This window comes from Rhodococcus sp. BUPNP1 (genome assembly GCF_002215235.1).
Lineage (GTDB): Bacteria > Actinomycetota > Actinomycetes > Mycobacteriales > Mycobacteriaceae > Rhodococcus.
Map to the genome: position 1 here is coordinate 91,349 of NZ_NERM01000006.1, position 18,339 is coordinate 109,687.

The following is an 18,339-nucleotide window of genomic DNA, read 5'->3' on the forward strand; positions in this document are numbered from 1 at the left end:
GCCAAGCGCTCCACCCTCAGCCGAATTCGAGCGCGAAATCGTCGATCTCCGACTGGTCGAGGTCGTCGAGCGTGAGGTCGGACGGTGTGAACCCGCCCGCGTCCTCATCCGACGCGTGCCCGGCGAGCGCACGCAGCGCCGCGACCCACTCGTCGGCCAACGCCGATACCGTCTCCACCCGAACGAGATCGGGGCTGTACCCGAACATTCCGCGCAGCACCGGCTCGGCGCCGGAATCGTCGGTGAGCACACCGATCTCGACGGCGTGCGCCACGGGCATATCGGCTTCGGTGGCCCCACCGAGTGCCGAACCCTCCGGGGCACCGGCCCACGCCTGACCTTCCGTCTCGCCCAGCGTGAACCGGCCGAGATAGTTGAAGCCGATGTCCACCGAGCCGACGCTCGCGAGTTCCGGGCCGCCCACGGGGTCGAGATGCCGCAGCATCCCGAATCCGATTCCGCTGTCGGGTATCTCCCGCAGCTGTTCCTTCACGCGTTTCAGAGCGTCACCAGCGCTCGCTCCCCCGGCGTACGCGTCGGCGACGTCGAGTCCCGCGACGTCCAGGCGCACCGGATAGAGCGTGGTGAACCAGCCCACCGTGCGCGACAGATCCGCCCCCGGAACGGCCTGTTCCTCCCGGCCGTGTCCTTCGAGGTCGACCGCGACCGCCCCGTCGCCACACACCCGCGCGGACGCCAACGCCAGAGCCGTGAGCAGGACGTCCTCGACGCCGGCGTGGAACCGCTCGGGCACGGTGGTGAGCAGCGCATCGGTGAGTTCGGACGGAACTTCGACCTGCACCTTCGCGGTGTCCGCCATGGTGTGCCGCACGGGATCCGGATCCCCGGACGCCAGACGCACGCGTCCCGCCGGGGCAAGGATCCGCCGCCACAGCGACAGTTCTGATCTGCGCGCCGGCACCCCGTCGAGCAGTCCCCGCGCCCAGCGGCGCAGCGACGTACCCGCGCGGACCGGGGCGACACCGTCGACCGCACCGGCGAGGTCGGGCACCAGGATCCGCCACGACACACCGTCGACGACGAGGTGGTGCACCGCGACGAACACCCGCCCCGGCGCGTCGGGACCGGCGTCGAAGAAGATCACGCGCACGAGCGCGCCCGCGGCGGGATCGAGTTCGGCGTAGGCGGTCCCGGTCGCGGCGACGATCGCGTCCTGCAGGTCGGCCGAACCCGAGACGTCCACGCGGGTCACGACATCGGCGGCGTCGACGGATCCGACCGGGCGGACGTCGAGCACCCGTGCCTGCGGGTCGAAGACGGCCCGCAGCGCGTCGTGCGTGTCGAGCAGGGCCTGGACGCCGTCGGTCAGCCGGTCGAGCGTCAGCCCTGCGGGCGCGAGGAGCAGGCGCGACTGCGCGTAACGGGCGTACGGTCCACCGCGGTCGAGCATGTCGTGGACGATCGGGGTCGCCGGGACCTCCCCGAGCGCCGCCTCGACGTCGACCGTCCCGGGCCCGTCCTCGATCTCCGCGACACGGGCGAGTCCAGCCGGGCTGCGGTGTTCGAAGACGTGCCGGGCGGTGAAGCGGATCCCGGCGGCGCGCGCTGCGGACACCAACTGGATGGACACGATCGAATCGCCGCCGAGAGCGAAGAAGTCGTCGTCGGGGCCTACGGCGTCGAGTCCGAGCACACCCGCCGTCAGCTCGCACAGGCGCTGTTCGAGTTCGTCCGCCGGCAGCCGACTCTCGGCGGACGGGGTGAAGGCCGGCTCGGGAAGTGCTCTGCGGTCGATCTTTCCGTTACGGGTGACCGGCAGTTCGTCGAGCACGACCGTGACGGCGGGAACCATGTGGTCGGGCAGCCGGTCGGCGACGTACGTCCGGAGGGTGTCGGGATCCGTCGTTCCGGCCGCGTAGGCGACGAGCCGTTTGCGTCCCGGTTCGTCCTCGCGGACCACGACCGCCGCGGCACTCACCGCGGGATGGCTGCCGAGCACGGTCTCGATCTCGCCGAGTTCGATGCGGAAGCCGCGGATCTTCACCTGGTCGTCGGTCCGGCCGAGGTAGTCGAGCACCGGCCCGTTGTTCTCGGAGATCCTCCAGCGCACCAGATCGCCGGTGCGGTACAGGCGCTCGCCGTCGGTGCCGAAGGGGTCGGCCACGAACCGTCCCGCGGTCTGCGCGCTCCGGCCGAGATAGCCGCGGGTGACGTGCGGGCCACCGACGTACAGTTCGCCGGGCACGCCCGGGGGCACCTGCCGCAGATATGCGTCGAGGACGTGGACCCGGCCGCCGTGGATCGGCGTTCCGATGTTCGGGGCGCTTCCCGGGGTGAGCACGACGCCGGTCGCGTCGACGGTGCATTCCGTCGGACCGTACATGTTGCTCACGCGCACATCGGTTTCCGCGGCGAGCCGTGACCACAGCTCACCCGGGACGGCTTCGCCGCCGAGCACCATCGACTCGGGACGGTGCGGCGCGGTGGGGTCGAGGAGTCCCTCGGCGAGCAGGCGACCGGCGAGCACCGGACCGCAGTCGAGTGCGTCGATGCGGTGTTCCCGGACGTACCGGACGATGCCCTCGACATCGGCCATGAGGTCCTCGGCGAGCACGTGCACGGTGTGGCCGCCCAGCATCGCGAGGAGGGGTTCGACGGACGAGTCGAACGCGAAGGTGTAGCTCAGCAGCACGGTGCGGCGGCGTGTCGCGGGATCCCCGACGGTGCGGGTGCGCACCGTCTCCCACAGGTTCACGACACCGCGATGCGGCACCACCACACCCTTCGGGGTGCCGGTCGAGCCGGAGGTGTAGACGAGATAGGCGGTGGTGTCCGGGTGCACGTCCGGCAGGTGCACGTCCGGGGCGGGGTCGGTGATCGATCCGACTGCATCGGCATCGAGCACGACACCCACACCGGCGTCACGCAGCATGTAGTCGTTCCGCTCCACCGGCTGTTCCGGGTCGAGCACCAGATAGGCCGCTCCCGACTTCCACACGCCGAGGATCGCCGCGACCAGCACAGCCTCTCGCGGAAGACTCAGCCCCACGACGTCTTCGGCGCCGATCCCGTCGGCGACGAGGTGACGGGCGATCCGGTCGGACCATGCGTCGAGGTCGCGGAAGGTCAGGCGGCTCGACGGCGTGACCAGCGCGGTCTCGTCGCCGTAGCGCTCCACGGAGCGGGTGAACAGTGCGGGCAGGTTACGCGGGCCGGACGGATCCGGGAGCGCGGTGGCATCACCGGCACGCAGCACCTCTCGCTCGGCGGCGGTGAGCAGATCGAGCTGCGAGAGTCTCGCGTCCGGATCGGCGCACACGGCAGCGAACGCCCGCTCGACCCGCGCGGCGAAGGCTTCGGCGGACGACTCGTCGAACAGGTCGCGGGCGTACTCGACGCGCACGCACAGACCGCCGTCGGATTCCTCGATGACGTCGAAGGTGAGGTCGAACATCGCGGTGTCGTTCGCGACGAACGAGGGTGTCGGCGTCAGCTCGTCGAATCCCGTGATCGCGGGCGGGCTCTGGTACTGCACCATCACCTGGAACAGCGGGTGCCGGGCGGCGCTGCGCTCGGGGTCGAGTGTCTCCACGACGCGGTCGAACGGGACCTCCTGGTGCGAGTACGCCGCGACGTCGGTGTCCTTGATCCGGGCGAGCAGCTCCCGCACCGTGGGGTCGCCCGAGAGGTCGGTGCGCAGCACCACCATGTTGACGAAGAAGCCGACGAGATCGTCGAGCTCGGGGGCGGGCCGTCCCGCGGTGGGCGATCCGAGCGGGATGTCCTCTCCCGCGCCGCTGTGCGACAGTGCGACCGCGACCGCCGCGTGCACCATCATGAACATCGTGGTGCCGGTCGTGCGGGCGGCCTCCCGGATCGTCGCCGCGCGGTCGGCAGGGATCCGGTGCTCGACACCGCCACCCGCGTAGGACGCCACGGCCGGGCGCGGACGGTCGACGGGAAGGTCGAGTTCGGCCGGGAGGCCCTCGAGCTCCTCGCGCCAGAACGCGAGTTGTCGTGCAGCGAGCGAGTTCTCGTCGCCCTGGTCGCCGAGAAGTTCCCGTTGCCAGATCGCGTAGTCGGCGTACTGCACGGGCAACGGTGCCGGCTCGTGGGAGTCACCGCGTACGTGCGCGGAGTAGAAGTTGCCGAGATCGCGCAGCAGCAGCGGCGTGGACAGTTCGTCGCTCGCGATGTGGTGGGCGAGCACGAGCATCACGTGTTCGTCGGGCGCGATCGTGAACAACCGGATCCGTAACGGGATCTCGCGTTCGAGATCGAACGCGTGCCGGGCCTCGGAGTGCAGGCGGTCGGTGAGCGCGTCGCGGTCGACGGCCTCGACCGCGAAAGGAACTGCGATCTCTTCTGTTCCGCGCACGTGCTGCATCCCCACGCCGTCGCGGTCGACGAGGACGGTGCGCAGGCTCTCGTGGCGTGCGAGCACGTCGGAGACCGCGTGCCGCAAAGCATCCGGATCGACGGGTCCGTGCAGGTCGACGGTGATGGGGACGTTGTAGGTCGGGCTGGGCCCTTCCATGCGGTACATGAACCACAACCGCTGCTGCGCATACGACAGCGGAGCAAGGGACTGGGGTGCAGGATCGGTCCCACCGCGCGGGACGAGCACAGGCCGGTCCGGGGCGGTGTCCGCACCGTTGCTGCAGTGGACGGCGAGCGCGACGACCTGCGGATGGTCGAAGACCGTCCGGATCGGCAGCTCCACACCGAGCTCGTCGCGGATCCGGGCGAGCAGCTTCGCGGCGCTGAGCGAATGTCCACCGAGGGCGAAGAAGTCGTCGTCGGCGCCCACCGTGTCGAGCCCCAGGATCTCGGCGTAGATGCGACACAGTGCCCGTTCGGTCTCGGTCGCCGCGACGCGGGACGAGACCATCGACGAGAAGTCCGGCTCGGGCAGTGCCTTGCGGTCGAGCTTGCCGTTGGAGGTCAACGGCATCTCGTCGAGGACGACGAGCGCCGCGGGAACCATGTACCCGGGCAGGAACTCGGCGACGAGGCGGCGGGCCTCGACCGGTTCGGGCACGTCCTGACCGACGAGATAACCGACGAGTTGCGCGGTGCCGGAAGGATCGGTGCGCACCACGGTCGCGGCGCGGGAGACGCCGGGGATGCGCAGCAGAGCGGCGTCGACCTCACCGAGTTCGATGCGGAATCCCCGGACCTTGACCTGGTTGTCGACCCGGCCGCGGTAGACGAGCCGGCCGTCCTCGGTCCACTGCACGAGATCGCCGGTGCGGTACAGGCGGGCGTACGGACCGGAAGCGTCCTCCGAGTACGGATTCGCGACGAACCTCGTCGCGGTGAGGGCGGGTGCGTCGAGATACCCCCGGACCACGCCCGGCCCGGCGACGTACAACTCGCCTTCGGTTCCGGCGGGCACGGGCGCGAGTCCCGCGTCGAGGACGTGGACGCGCAGGTTCGCGACGGGACGGCCGACGACCGGTGTCTCGGCGTCGGCGACCTCCGCGACGAGGACGTCGACGCTGCACTCGGTGGGGCCGTAGAAGTTGAAGGCCGCGCCCCGGCGTTCGCGTAGGCGGCTCCACAACCGCTCGGAGACGGCGTCGCCGCCGAAACCGAGGGTGGGCACGGTGCCGTCCGGGAACAGGCCGTCGTCGACGAACTGTTCGAGCTGGCTCGGTGAGAACTCGACGAAATCCCATCCCTCGTCGAGGGCGCGGCGTGCGAGTGCCGCCGGGTCGCGCTGGGTCGCCTCGTCGACGATGTCGACGGTGTGCCCGGCCAGCATCCACAGCAGCGGCTGCCACGACGCGTCGAACGCGAGCGACCAGGCCAGTCCGAGGCGGACGGATTCGCGGCCGGCCTCGCGGGCGGCACGGGTGAACACCTGGGCGCGGTGGCTGTGGAACAGGTTGACCAGCCCGCGGTGGGGTACGACGACACCCTTCGGTCTGCCGGTGGAGCCGGACGTGTGGATCACGTAGGCGATCGAGTCGGGTGTCAGCGGATCGCGCTCCGAGTCGTCGAGCGGAGCGTCGGACACGGCGTCGAGGTCGAGATCCTCGAGCACGACGCGCCGCGGCGCCCCCGTCACCTCGGCGACCCGGTCGTCGGTCGTGCGGGTGGTGAGGACGCAGACGGGGTCGGTGGAGCCGAGGATGTGGGCGAGGCGTTCGAGGGGTTGATCGACGTCGAGCGGGACGTAGGCGGCGCCGGTCTCGAGGACGGCGTGGATGGCGACCAGCGCGTCGACGGTGCGGGGCAGGGCGAGGGCGACCCGTGCGTGCGGCCGGTCGAGATCGAAGTTCGAGACGAGGTGGCGGGCCAGGCGGTGCACCCGCGCACCGAACTGCGCGTAGGTGAGCGTCACATGGGCGTCCGCTGCGGCCGGTGCGTCGGGGGCCGCCTCGATCCTCTCCCGCAGCAGGTCGACGAGGGTCAGCTCGGGGTCGAACGGGATGTCCGGGCTGTGGCTCCAGTCGTCGAGGATCGTCCGCCGCTCGTCGGCGGTCAGGACGGACACCTGCGCGAGCGGGGTGTGCAGATCCCGTTCGGCCACCGAACCGAACAGCATCTCCAGGCGCTCGGTGTGGATCGTCAGATCCGCCTGGCTGTAGACGTCGGCGTCGACGTCGACGAACACCTCGAGTCCGGCACTGCCGTCGAGCGGCCGCACGGTGACCATGAAGTTCTGCAGGGGTCCTCGGGCGATCGAGTGCACGGCCGCACGCATGTCGCCGAACCGGAGCGAGTCGCCGAACGGTTTGACGTTGACCGACGGGCCGATGACGCCGCGGGATCCGGTGGGCAGTCGCAGGTCGCGCTGGATGTCCTCGGTGCGGTAACGATAGTGGTTGCGGCACAGCGCCACTCCGTCGCGCACCTGCGCGACGAGATCGACGAGCGTGGCCGACGCAGTCGGATTCAGGCGCAGCGGAACAACATTGACGGCGGTGATCGGCACCCGCAGTGCGGCACTGCCGAGCCGGTTCATGACGGGGAAACCGAGTGTGAGGTCCTCGCGACCGGTCGCCCCGCGCAGGTAGGCAGCGACGAGCGCGGTGACCGCGTCGCCCCAACTCGCACCGACCTCCTTGCCCAGGGCCACCAGACCGCGCTGGCGGTCGGCGTCGAGGGTGAAGCGCGCGCCACGGGAGCGTCGTGCGATGCCACCCGGGCCGGGCCGGAGGGCGACCGCTTCGTCCACGCCGTCGAGGTACGCGCTCCAGAAGTCACGGTCGGCGTCGAAGTCGGTCGAGTCGCGATAGTCCGATTCGTCCCGTATCAGCGTTTCGACCGAATCGAACCGCGCGGCAGCAACTTCCGTGCCGGCCACAGCGGCGGTGTAGCGCTCGGCGATGCGCCGGTTGAACAGCGAGAACCCGAAGGCGTCGAGGACGATGTGGTGGGCACGCAGGTAGAGCAGGACGTGATCGTCGGCGAGTCGCAGGACCGCGGCGCGGACGCACGGATCCACCGACAGGTTGACGGGCCGTTCGAGGTCGCGCGCCATCCACTCGTGGGCCGCCCGCCAGGGGTCCACCGCGGAGGTGAGGTCGACGGTCGGGGCGAGATCGAGCGTGCGCGCACCGGGAGTCTGAACGACCGTACCGTCGGCGAGGGTCTCGAACCCCGCGACCAGCACCTCGGCCTCGGAGGCCGCCGCGGAAACCGCCGTGACCAGCGCTTCCTCGTCGACCGCGCCTCGCAGTTCGATACACTCCGAGGTGTTGAACAGCGGGTTGTCGGGGTTCAGCTGCTGGGCGAACCATACGCCCGACTGTGCGCGCGACAGGGCGAGCCGTGAGGCGTCCGGGCCGGCAAGGGGCACTGGAGATCCTCTTTCCTTCGATCGAAACGATTGGCTGGGAACGGAATCCGCTGATGTGCGCGCTGCGGCGCCGGAGGGCACAGTACCAAAGGTTAGGCTTACCGTATATGTTGCTCAGTGATCGTGTGTCCTGTGGCGCGGTCCTGCCAGCAGACCTCCTCAACCGGAAGGTACGAGAATGCAAGTGCCGGTCCTCGGCGCAACCGCTACCGACCGGGCCGAGCGGCCCGTCGCGCACCCGTTCGTCCTGTCCCGCCCGCACGGCACGGTGGTCGCCGAAGGCGTGAGCGCACGCTTCGACCGCGCGTCCGCCGCCGCCGACGCCCTGCGCACCGGACAGGCCGCCGCGATCGTCGGAGCATTGCCCTTCGCACCCGACGGACCGGCCGCACTGACCGCTCCGAACACACTCCATCACTCCCCCGCGCACTACGACGCTCCGGCCGCCGACCTGCCCCCGATCACGATCACAGGTGCACTGCCGTCGGAGGGCGAGCACATCGATCGGGTCGAGACCGTACTGCGCCTGCTCCGCTCGGACGACAACAACCTGCTCAAGGTGGTCCTGGCCCGGGCACTCGCTCTGCGCGCCGACCGGCCCGTCACCCCGCACGACCTCCTCGTCGCTCTCACGCGAAACGATCCGCTGCACAACGGCTTCCTCGTCGACCTCACCGCCGCCGGCGGTGCGTGGACGGGACGTCACCTGGTGGGATCGAGCCCGGAGGTGCTCGTGCGCCGTCGCGGCGATCGGGTCACCGCCCACCCCCTCGCCGGATCCGCACCGCGTCATCGCGACCCCGAGATCGATCGGGCGACAGCCGACGAACTCGCCGGGTCTGCGAAGAACCTCGCCGAGCACGCACACGTGATCGATGCGATCCGCACCGCGCTCGAACCGTTGTGCGTCGACCTCGACATCCCCGAGCAGCCGACCGTGACGAGCACGCGCCAGCTGTGGCATCTCGGCACTCCCATCGAGGGTCGCCTGCGCGATCCGGGTGTCACGGCCCTCGATCTCGCACTCGCAGTGCACCCCACTCCCGCGATCTGCGGCACGCCGACCGCCGCGGCCCGCGATCTGATCCTCGCCACCGAGGGCGACCGGGGCTTCTACGCCGGTGCGCTCGGATGGTGCGACGCCGCGGGCGACGGCGAGTGGCTGGTCACCATCCGCTGCGCCGTCCTCGACGCCGACGGTGTCGGGCTCACGGCGTACGCCGGGGGCGGTATCGTCGCCGACTCCGACCCCGCCGACGAACTGGCCGAGACGACCGTCAAGTTCGGCACCGTCCTCGATGCACTGGGAGTACTCCGATGACCGATACCGCACCCTCCCCCGTCACGCTCGTCGTCGGGGCCGCGCAGGGCATCGGCCGCGCGACCGCCGAGGCCCTCGCGCGTGCCGGTCACCGTCTCGTACTCGCCGACCGCAACGCCGAGGGACTGCGCAAGACCGCCGCCCTGCTCGGCGGCTCCGTCCCCACCTACCCCGTCGACATCCGCGACCACGACGCCGTCGCCTACGTCGTCGAGAGCATCGAATCCGAGCACGGACCGATCGAGCATCTCGCGCACGTCGCCGGTGTCTTCACCACGGGATCGGTGCTCGACTCCGATCCCGAGGACTGGCAGCACATGTACGACGTCAACGTCACCGGCCTGCTGTCGGTCCTGCGTTCGGTCGGACGGGCCATGCGGGAGCGGCGGTCGGGTTCGATCGTCGTCGTCGGATCGAACTCCGCCGGCGTGCCGCGCATGGGCATGGGCGCCTACGGATCGTCCAAGGCCGCCTCCACGATGATCGTCCGGATCCTCGGACTCGAACTGGCGCAGTACGGGATCCGCGCCAACATCGTCGCCCCGGGCTCCACCGACACCGCCATGCAGCGCTCGCTGTGGGAGGACCCGAACGACGACGCGGGCGCCCGCAGCGCTATCGAGGGTGACCTGTCGCAGTTCAAGGTCGGCATCCCCCTCGGCCGCATCGCCGAGCCCGCCGACATCGCCGAGGCCATCGAGTTCCTGCTGTCCGACCGTGCTCGCCACATCACCATGCAGGCGCTGTACATCGACGGCGGCGCCACCCTCCGCGCCTGACCGACAGACCGGCCCGACCGACCCGACATCGATCCGCATCCCGAAAGGAACCGTTCCGTGACAACCGGTTTCGAGCGCACGCCGCTCGTCGACACCGCCCGCTACCCCGAGGAGTTCGCCGAGCGGTATCGCGCAGCCGGTTACTGGACGAGCGAGACCTTCGGCGAGTTCCTCCCGGCCCGCGCCGCCCGGTTCGCCGATCGCACCGCCGTCGTCGGACACGACGCGACGGGCACCTGGCGGCGCATCACCTACCGCGAACTCGACGACGCCTCGGCCCGCATCGCTGCCGGTCTCGCCGACCTCGGGGTCCGGATGGGCGACCGTGTCGTCCTGCAGTTGCCGAACATCGTCGAGTACACCGAAGTGCTCTTCGCGGTCTTCCGCCTCGGCGCGCTCCCCGTCTTCTCCCTGCCCGCACACCGCGCGTCGGAGATCGGCTACTTCTGCCGGTTCAGTGACGCCGCAGCGTACGTGATCGCCGCCGAACACGGCGGATTCGACTACCGCGTGCTCGCCCGACAGGTCACCTCGGAGATGGAGAATCCGCCGGCGGTCGTGGTCGCGGGTGAGGCCGAGGAGTTCACCGCGCTCGGGTCGTTGCGCGACCGCGAACCCGCTCCGATCACGGAGAACGACTCCGAAAGCGTTGCCTTCCTCCAACTGTCGGGTGGCACGACCGGAACGTCGAAGCTCATCCCCCGCACCCACGCCGACTACCTGTACTCCGTGCGCGAGTCCGCGGTGATCTGCGGAGTGGACGAGAACACCCGCATGCTGGTCGCGCTGCCGGCCGCGCACAACTTCCCGATGAGCTCGCCGGGCATCCTCGGTGTGCTGCACGCCGGCGGCACCGTCGTCCTCGCTCCGGATCCGAGCCCCGACACCGCGTTCGCCCTGATCGAGAGCGAGGGCGTGACGATGGCGTCGCTCGTCCCGCCCCTCGCGCAGGCGTGGCTCTCGGCGCGGGCCCGCACCGAACGCGACCTGTCGTCGCTCGAGGTACTGCAGGTCGGTGGCGCGAAGTTCCCGGCCGAGGCCGCCAAACGCGTTCGCCCCGAACTCGGCTGCACGCTGCAGCAGGTCTTCGGAATGGCGGAGGGTCTCGTCAACTACACCCGGCTCGACGACGACGAGGACACCATCGTCACCACCCAGGGCCGGCCGATCAGCCCCGACGACGAGATCCGCGTCGTCGACGAGGCGGACGAGCCCGTCCCCGCGGGCACCACCGGTCACCTGCTCACCCGCGGCCCGTACACGATCCGGGGCTACTACAACGCGCCGGAACACAATTCGACGGCGTTCACCCCGGACGGCTTCTACCGCACCGGCGACATCGTCCGGCTCACCGAGCACGGCTACATCGTCGTCGAGGGACGCGCGAAGGACCAGATCAATCGCGGTGGCGAGAAGATCGCGGCCGAGGAGGTCGAGAACCATCTGATCGCGCACCCGGCCGTGCTCGATGCGGCGGTGGTGTCGATGCCCGACCAGTATCTCGGCGAGCGCACCTGCGCTTTCGTCGTCACCGAGGGGGAAGCGCCGAAGGCCCTCGCGCTCAAGAAGTTCCTGAGGGAGCGAGGGCTGGCCGAGTACAAGATCCCCGACAAGGTGCAGTTCGTCGACGCCTTCCCGGTCACGGGAGTGGGCAAGATCAGCCGGAACGAACTGCGGCGCGCTCTCGCGGCCACTCTGAAGGACTGATCTCGCTCCGCGACGACGGGACGGTCTCACCTCGCTCGGCGCGCGCCGCGAGGGTCGCGTAGCGGCCACCGCGGGCGACGAGGTCGTCGTGCGTTCCGCGTTCGACGATGCGGCCCCGGTCGAGGACCACGATCTCGTCGGCGTTGCGCACGGTCGAGAGCCGGTGCGCGATGGTGATGGTCGTGCGTCCGCTGCGCGCGGCGTCGAGGGCCTGCTGCACGGCGTGCTCGGTGTCGTTGTCGAGGGCGCTGGTCGCCTCGTCGAGCACGAGGACACGCGGGTCGCGCAGGAGCGTGCGTGCGATCGCCAGTCGCTGCTTCTCGCCGCCCGAGAAGCGGTGTCCGCGGGCGCCGACGACGGTGTCGTAGCCGTCCGGCAGCGAGACGATCAGGTCGTGGATGTGTGCGGCGCGGGCCGCGGCCTCGATCTCGTCGTCGGTCGCGTCCGGTTTCGCGTAGCGCAGGTTCTCCCGGACGGTCGCGTGGAGGAGGTAGGTCTCCTGCGAGACCACGCCGACCAGTCCGGCGAGATCGGCGAGCCGCATGTCGCGCAGGTCGACACCGTCGATGCTCACGCGTCCCTCGACCGGGTCGTACAATCGCGCGACGAGCGAGCCGAGCGTGGTCTTGCCCGAGCCTGTCTCACCGACGAGCGCGACCTGCGCCCCCGCCGGGACGTCGAGGTCGATCCCGTCGAGCGCGTTGCGGTGCGCTCCTTCGTAGCGGAAGCTCACGTTCTCGAACCGCACCCGGCCGGCGACGGTCGCCGGGTCGACGGGCGCCGGATCGCGCGGGCCGTCGATGTCGACGGGAAGGTCGAGGTATTCGAAGATGCGGCTGAACAGGGCCAGCGAACTGGTGACGGAGACACCGACGTCGAGCAGGCTCATCAGCGGCCGGAACAGCGCGCCTTGCAGTCCGGTGAAGGCCACCAGGGTGCCGATCGTCATACCGCCCGAGGTGGCCGGCAGACCGGCGACGAGATAGAGGACCGCGGGGATCGCCGCGAAGACGATGTTCATCGTGGCCATGCGCCAGCGGCCGGACAACTGCGCGTGCACCTCGAGATCGGCCAGTTCCTCCGATGTGCGGGCGAACTTGTCGGACAGTGCCGGGCCGGTGCCCAGCGTCTTGACGAGCAGCACGCCGCTGACCGACAGTCCTTCGTCGATCTGCGACTGCATGTCGGCGAGGCGGCGCTGCTGACGGGCAGTGACGGCGCGGCGCATGAGCGCGACCCGGCGCGTGAGCCAGATGGCCGGCGGGAGCACGATCAGGGACAGCAGGGCCAGTCGCCAGCTGAGGACCGCCATGGCGATCGCCGTGCCGACGACGGTGGTGACGTTGGACGCCAGCGAGGTCGCGGTGTTGGTGACCACGGACTGCATGCCACCGATGTCGTTGGTCAGCCGCGACTGGATCTCGCCGCCGCGAGTGCGGGTGAAGAAGTTCAGAGACTGGCGCTGCAGGTGGGAGAAGACCCGGGTGCGCAGACCGTGCATGACGTTCTGGCCGACGGTCGTGGAGATCCAGGTCTGGACGACGGACAGGAGCGAGCTCGCGACGGTGACGGCCAGCATGCCACCGACCGCCCACAGCAGCAGGCTCACGTTCTGGTGCGGGATGGCGTCGTCGATGACGGCGCGGACGAGGAAGGGGGTCGCGAGGGAGATCACCGACGAGGCGATGATGAGCGCGACGACGAGGGTGATCTTCCACCGGTAGGGCGCGAAGAGGGCGCCGATACGGCGCAGGCTCACCGGGGCTTCGCGGAGCTGTTCGAGATCCTTCTTGTCGATCCTGCCGCGACTGCCCGGCTTGCCGCCGAGTGTGGGTGGGGGCTGCATCATGTGCGCCACCTCGATTCGTGGTTCGTGTTTCGTACTTATTGAGGTTGCCTCATTGAGTGGCAACCGTCAAGTGAGGTAATGTGAGCACTATGTCGGATTCACCCGTCGCACTGCGCGATCTGCTCCTCACCACCACGCGTACGCTGCGCCGACGCTGGCACGACCTCCTCCAGCCGTGGGGATTGTCACCCCACGAGTACCGGGCCCTCGACGTCATCGGACGCGCCGACGACCCGATCCGCCTCGGCGTCGTGGCCAAGGAACTGCGCATCGTCCCCCGCTCGGCCACCGAGGTCGTCGACCGCCTCGAGACGCGGGGTCTCACCGAGCGACTCCCCGATCCCGCCGACCGGCGCGCGGTCTGCGTGCGGCTGACCGACGAGGGCCGCAGGATCCGGGCCGAGCTGGCCTCCGCCCGCGATGCCGACGCCGTCGAGATGTTCGACCGGCTCGGCGCCGAGGAACGCGCGCGACTGTCCGATCTGCTGCACAAACTCGTCGACGACCGGCCGCGCTGATCCTTTCCGGTTCCGGGTACTCACATTTCCGACGGCGGCGACGTCTTCCCTACGAGGGCCTGTGCCCGTGTTGTCCGGCCGATCGAGGAGAGCCCGTGGAGACCATCGAGAATCTGCAGTCGCGCGTCGACGCACTGAACCTGCCCGAGCTGACGAACGAGCTCGACGAGAACGGCTGCGTCCTCACCGGGCCGCTGCTGAGCGACGACGAATGCGCCGAGCTCGCGGCCCTGTGGGACGACGACGCCCGATTCCGCACCACGGTCGACATGAGCCGCTACCGATACGGGCACGGCATCTACAAGTACTTCGGCCCACCCGTCCCCGACGCCGTCGCACACCTGCGCTCGGCGTTCTACCGGCAGCTGCTCGGCGTCGCGCGCTCGTGGGCCGAACGCCTCGGCGATCCGGCACCCTGGCCCGACGACTTCGACGACTGGCTGGGCATGTGCCACGCGGCCGGCCAGACCGACCCCACCCCGCTGATGCTGCGCTACACCGCCGGCGACTGGAACGCCCTGCACCGCGATCTCTACGGCGACCTCGTGTTCCCCCTGCAGGTCGTGATCGGGCTCGACCGGGCGGGCGTCGACTACACCGGCGGTGAGTTCCTGCTGGTCGAACAACGGCCCCGCGCGCAGTCGCGGGGCACCGTCACCGTGCTCGAGCGAGGCCACGCGCTGATCTTCACCACCCGCGACCGACCGATCCGCTCGGCACGCGGATGGTCGCGGGCACCGGTCCGGCACGGCGTGAGCACCGTCCGTTCCGGTCTGCGTCGCACGCTCGGCCTGGTCCTGCACGACGCGGCCTGAGCACTCTTACCGTTCGAAGATCCGCCGCGGATTGTCCACGAGCATCGTGGTGATCTGCTCCTCGGTCACGCCCCGTTCACGCAGGGCCGGCAGCACCTCGTCGCTGATGTGGTTGTAGTTCCAGTTGGGCACGGCGGCCTGCTTCACGTCGTGCGGGAACCAGTCGATGAAGCATGCCGCGTCGTGCGAGAGCACCATGCGCTCGGTATAACCGGCCTCCACGAGCGCGACCACCGTGTCGACGCGCTGCTCGAACGGCAACAGCAGGTCGAGGCCGAAGCGGTCCATCCCCAGAATCGAACCGGCGTCGGCGATCCGTCGCAGGTAATCCAGATCGGTCGAATCACCGCTGTGCCCGACGACCACCTTGGTGAGGTCGACGCCTTCCTCCGCGAGCACGCGTTGCGCCACCTCCCCCGATCCGGTGTGCGGGTTCGTGTGCACCGTGATCGGCACGCCGGTCTCGACGTGCGCCTGCCCCACCGCCCGCATCACGCGTTCGACGCCCGGCGTGAGGCCCGGAAGCTCGATGGCGCACTTGAGCATTCCTGCACGTACCCCCGTGCCGGCGATGCCCTCGCGGATGTCCTTCACGAACAGTTCGGTGAGCGGTTCCGGTCCGTCCACCAGCAGCCCCGGCCCGACGTTGTGGAACTGGAACGGCAGATCGTTGTAGGTGTACAGGCCCGTCGCGACGACGATGGAGATGTCCACCTGTTCGGCGACGCGCTGGATGCGTGGGATGTACCGGCCGAGACCGACCACCGTGGGATCGACGATCGTGTCGATGCCACGCTCCGACAACGCCTTCAACTTCGCCACCGCGTCGTCGACACGCTCGTCCTCGTCCCACGGGCTCGGGTAGTCGGGAAAGTTGCTGCGGATCTCCTCGCCGAGCACGAAGACGTGCTCGTGCATGAGGACTCTGCCCAGACGGCCCGTGTCGAGGGGGCCGCGAACGGTGTCGACGGATGTCATGACCGGTGACGTTAGGACACCACCGGCGGGAGGGGCACCGATTTCACGAATCGGTGGGAGTCGACTCCTCGAGGGCCTGACGGTAGCGACGCATGCCGCGCAGCCACCGGTCGTAGTCGGCGCCCTTGTTCCGGTACATCTCGAGGACCTCCGGGTGCGGAAGGATCAGGAAGTGCTCCTCCTCCATCGCGGCGAACACCGTCTCCGCGACGTCCGCGGGTTCGAGCACCGCACCGGCGGTCGTGACGGCCCGGGTGGCGAGTTCGCCGAGTGCATGCCCGGATGCGTCCCCCGAGTACAGCAGGGGTGTGTTGACGCCCATCGGGCACAGGCAGCTCACCCGCACGCCCTTGTCGCCGTAGGTCACCGACAACCACTCGGCGAAACCGACGGCCGCGTGCTTGGTGACCGAGTAGGTGGCCGAGCCGATCTGGGTGAGCAGGCCCGCCGCCGACGCCGTGCTGACGAAATAGCCCTCGCCGCGTTCGACCCAGCGGGGCACCAGCAGTCGCGCCGCCCGGATGTGTGCGCGCAGGTTGACGTCGAAGGACTGCTCCCAGACCGAGTCCTCGATCTCCAGGCCCGGCACACCGGTGACACCGGCATTGGCGAAGTACATGTCCACGGGACCGAACTCCGCTTCGGCGCGCTCGACGAGCCCGCGGATGTGCTCGTCGTCGGAGACGTCCGCCGCCACCGCGACCGCGCTGCCCGGCGTCTTCTCCTCGAGCGTCGCGACGACGCGCTGTGCCGCGTGTTCGTCGAGGTCTGCGACCACCACTCGCGCACCCCGTTCGACGAGGCCGGCAGCGATGGCGCCGCCGATTCCGCCGCCCCCGCCGGTCACGACGGCCACTCTGCCTTCGACCTTCATCGCTGTTACCTCCCCGTCGAATCGCAGTGCCGTCCCGTGCGGCACAGTTGGTACGGAACCTGTCTACACGTATCACCGGCTGTAGGTACCGCTCACACGCACGGAAGGTCGAGCACCCGGGATGGACGAATTGTTCTCCGTCTCCCGTCCGCGACGCGAGATCGCGCCGGGCGCCGTGCACGTGCCCGACTGGCTCGGCCCGGACGAACAGCGCGAGCTCGTCGAGCTGTGTCGCGAATGGGCGCGCCCACCGGCGCCGATGCGGCACACCCTGCTGCCGGGTGGCGGACGGATGTCGGTGAGCACGGTGTGCCTCGGATGGCACTGGTCGCCCTACCGGTACACCCGCACCGCGGTCGACGTCGACGACGCTCCCGTTCCCCCGCTTCCCGACCGGCTCGTCGAACTCGGGCGGCGTGCCGTCGCCGATGCCTACGACGATCCGGCGGTAGGGAACGGGTACGAGCCCGATACCGCCCTGATCAATTTCTACGACCGCGACGCGCGGATGGGCATGCATCAGGACAAGGACGAGCGGGTGAGCGCGCCGATCGTGTCGCTCAGCCTCGGGGATGCCTGTCTGTTCCGGTTCGGCAACACCGAGTCGCGCGGCCGGCCGTACACCGACGTGCGTCTCGAATCCGGCGACCTGTTCGTCTTCGGCGGGCCGTCGCGGTTCGCCTACCACGGGGTGCCGGTCGTGTATCCGGACACCGGTAGCGCCCGCTGCGGACTCACCGCTGGGCGCCTCAACATCACCCTGCGGAGCACCGGACTCGCCTGACCGAACCGTGCCGGAATTCCGAACGTTCGGTCTGTGACTTTGTAACCAACTACACTCGGAGTAGCGGTTCTCCGGCGAGAAATACGTCAAATCGGACGATATTCTCGTGCGGTAGTCATCGGTGCCGGGGTCGATCACAGGAGACTGCCATGTCCGACTTCGTTTGTCGTCGTGTCCTGGCGATCATCGCAGGACTCACCCTCGGCCTGACCGGACCTGTCGCCGCCGCTGCCGCTACCGGCACCGCGTCCACCGCCGGCGCGGAGACCTTCCGTCCGTGCCCGGAGCGGTTCGTCATCGCGGTCGACGGAACCCGCAACCTCGACACCCCGGATTCGATCGATCCCGATTCGCCCCTTGCGAAGATCTCGGCGCGCTACGCGGCACCCGGCACGGTGGTCGAGCACATCCGTTATCCCGCCGTCGTGGTCCCGGTGCCCGAGTCCGGGTCGAGCGAGGGATCTGGTCGTCTCGCCTACGACGAGTCCAAGAGGATCGGGCACCAGCGCCTGCGCGAGACCATCACCGTCCGGCACGGCTCGTGCCCCGACAGCGAACTCGTCGTCCTCGGTTACTCGCAGGGCGCGTCGATCGCCGGCGACGTCCTCGCCGAGATCGCAGCCGACGGTGCGGTGCCGCCGGAGCGGATCAGCGGTGTGTTGTACTCCGACCCGCGTGACACCCGGGGAGTCGAAACACTGTTTCCGGGCGAGGTCGTCCCGGGCATCACGCTCGGCGGTGGTCGCGACGACTTCGGCACGATCGCCGTCGAACGGATCTGCATCGAGGGTGACGCGGTCTGCGACGGCGTGACGCCAGAGGAGAGCGAAGGGTGGTTGGGCGAGAACGTTACCGGCTACCTGAGACTGCACACGACCTATCCCGACTACGAGCCGTGAGCATCGTCGCACCAGGGAGAACCCGGGCCCGGATATACCGGTTC

General features: G+C 69.6%; 11 protein-coding genes. 7 read left to right on the plus strand and 4 right to left on the minus strand.

Features of this window, described 5'->3' with window-relative positions; all coding sequences use genetic code 11:
- Positions 1 to 16: 16 nt before the first annotated feature.
- Positions 17 to 7,771, minus strand: coding sequence for a non-ribosomal peptide synthetase (locus B9C99_RS08015; RefSeq protein ID WP_088897508.1), 7,755 nt, complete (start codon positions 7,769 to 7,771; stop codon positions 17 to 19).
- 178 nt (positions 7,772 to 7,949) lie between these two features.
- Between B9C99_RS08015 and B9C99_RS08020 the strand changes: the two genes are divergently transcribed.
- From B9C99_RS08020 to B9C99_RS08030, 3 genes are read left to right on the plus strand one after another with little or no spacing between them, the layout of a single operon-like run.
- Entirely contained in the window at positions 7,950 to 9,092 is a 1,143-nt protein-coding gene (locus B9C99_RS08020) for an isochorismate synthase MenF (RefSeq protein WP_026061521.1), read from the plus strand.
- Entirely contained in the window at positions 9,089 to 9,871 is a 783-nt protein-coding gene (locus B9C99_RS08025; protein ID WP_016693964.1) for a 2,3-dihydro-2,3-dihydroxybenzoate dehydrogenase, read from the plus strand. Before B9C99_RS08020 ends, B9C99_RS08025 begins: the two co-directional genes overlap by 4 nt.
- 57 nt (positions 9,872 to 9,928) lie before the next feature.
- Positions 9,929 to 11,578 carry a (2,3-dihydroxybenzoyl)adenylate synthase gene (locus B9C99_RS08030; protein WP_088897509.1) on the plus strand — a complete coding sequence of 550 codons (1,650 nt, stop codon included), beginning with the start codon at positions 9,929 to 9,931 and terminating at the stop codon, positions 11,576 to 11,578.
- Here B9C99_RS08030 and B9C99_RS08035 read toward each other — a convergent pair.
- On the minus strand, positions 11,529 to 13,427 hold the full coding sequence (locus B9C99_RS08035; RefSeq protein WP_088897510.1) for an ABC transporter ATP-binding protein: 1,899 nt from the start codon (positions 13,425 to 13,427) through the stop codon (positions 11,529 to 11,531). The genes B9C99_RS08030 and B9C99_RS08035 overlap by 50 nt on opposite strands.
- Positions 13,428 to 13,516: 89 nt before the next feature.
- Here B9C99_RS08035 and B9C99_RS08040 point away from each other — a divergent pair, with 89 nt between their 5' ends.
- Complete coding sequence (locus tag B9C99_RS08040) at positions 13,517 to 13,945, plus strand: MarR family winged helix-turn-helix transcriptional regulator (protein WP_016693967.1); 429 nt, start codon at positions 13,517 to 13,519, stop codon at positions 13,943 to 13,945.
- Between the two features lie 95 nt (positions 13,946 to 14,040).
- The gene (locus tag B9C99_RS08045; protein ID WP_088897511.1) at positions 14,041 to 14,760 is read left to right on the plus strand and encodes a 2OG-Fe(II) oxygenase; all 720 of its coding nucleotides are present in this window, start codon (positions 14,041 to 14,043) and stop codon (positions 14,758 to 14,760) included.
- Between the two features lie 6 nt (positions 14,761 to 14,766).
- Here B9C99_RS08045 and B9C99_RS08050 read toward each other — a convergent pair whose 3' ends face one another.
- Both B9C99_RS08050 and B9C99_RS08055 read right to left on the minus strand, forming a co-directional pair.
- Positions 14,767 to 15,738 (minus strand): phosphotriesterase, encoded by a 972-nt coding sequence (locus B9C99_RS08050; protein ID WP_016693969.1) that lies wholly within the window; start codon positions 15,736 to 15,738, stop codon positions 14,767 to 14,769.
- Positions 15,739 to 15,781: 43 nt separating this feature from the next.
- A complete protein-coding gene (locus B9C99_RS08055) occupies positions 15,782 to 16,612 on the minus strand; it encodes an SDR family oxidoreductase (RefSeq protein WP_059382437.1) in 831 nt (276 codons plus the stop codon).
- A gap of 121 nt (positions 16,613 to 16,733) precedes the next feature.
- On the opposite strand from B9C99_RS08055, the gene B9C99_RS08060 reads away from it, so the two are divergent.
- Both B9C99_RS08060 and B9C99_RS08065 read left to right on the plus strand, forming a co-directional pair.
- Positions 16,734 to 17,396 (plus strand): alpha-ketoglutarate-dependent dioxygenase AlkB, encoded by a 663-nt coding sequence (locus tag B9C99_RS08060; RefSeq protein ID WP_016693971.1) that lies wholly within the window; start codon positions 16,734 to 16,736, stop codon positions 17,394 to 17,396.
- A gap of 149 nt (positions 17,397 to 17,545) precedes the next feature.
- On the plus strand, positions 17,546 to 18,295 hold the full coding sequence (locus B9C99_RS08065; protein WP_088897512.1) for a cutinase family protein: 750 nt from the start codon (positions 17,546 to 17,548) through the stop codon (positions 18,293 to 18,295).
- Positions 18,296 to 18,339: the final 44 nt, after the last annotated feature.

Coding starts and splice junctions, on each gene's coding strand:
- B9C99_RS08055 (WP_059382437.1), bottom strand. CDS start 16,612: ATGAAGGTCGAAGGCAGAGTGGCCGTCGTGACCGGCGGGGGCGGCGGA.
- B9C99_RS08060 (WP_016693971.1), top strand. CDS start 16,734: ATGGACGAATTGTTCTCCGTCTCCCGTCCGCGACGCGAGATCGCGCCG.
- B9C99_RS08050 (WP_016693969.1), bottom strand. CDS start 15,738: ATGACATCCGTCGACACCGTTCGCGGCCCCCTCGACACGGGCCGTCTG.
- B9C99_RS08025 (WP_016693964.1), top strand. CDS start 9,089: ATGACCGATACCGCACCCTCCCCCGTCACGCTCGTCGTCGGGGCCGCG.
- B9C99_RS08020 (WP_026061521.1), top strand. CDS start 7,950: ATGCAAGTGCCGGTCCTCGGCGCAACCGCTACCGACCGGGCCGAGCGG.
- B9C99_RS08040 (WP_016693967.1), top strand. CDS start 13,517: ATGTCGGATTCACCCGTCGCACTGCGCGATCTGCTCCTCACCACCACG.
- B9C99_RS08035 (WP_088897510.1), bottom strand. CDS start 13,427: ATGATGCAGCCCCCACCCACACTCGGCGGCAAGCCGGGCAGTCGCGGC.
- B9C99_RS08065 (WP_088897512.1), top strand. CDS start 17,546: ATGTCCGACTTCGTTTGTCGTCGTGTCCTGGCGATCATCGCAGGACTC.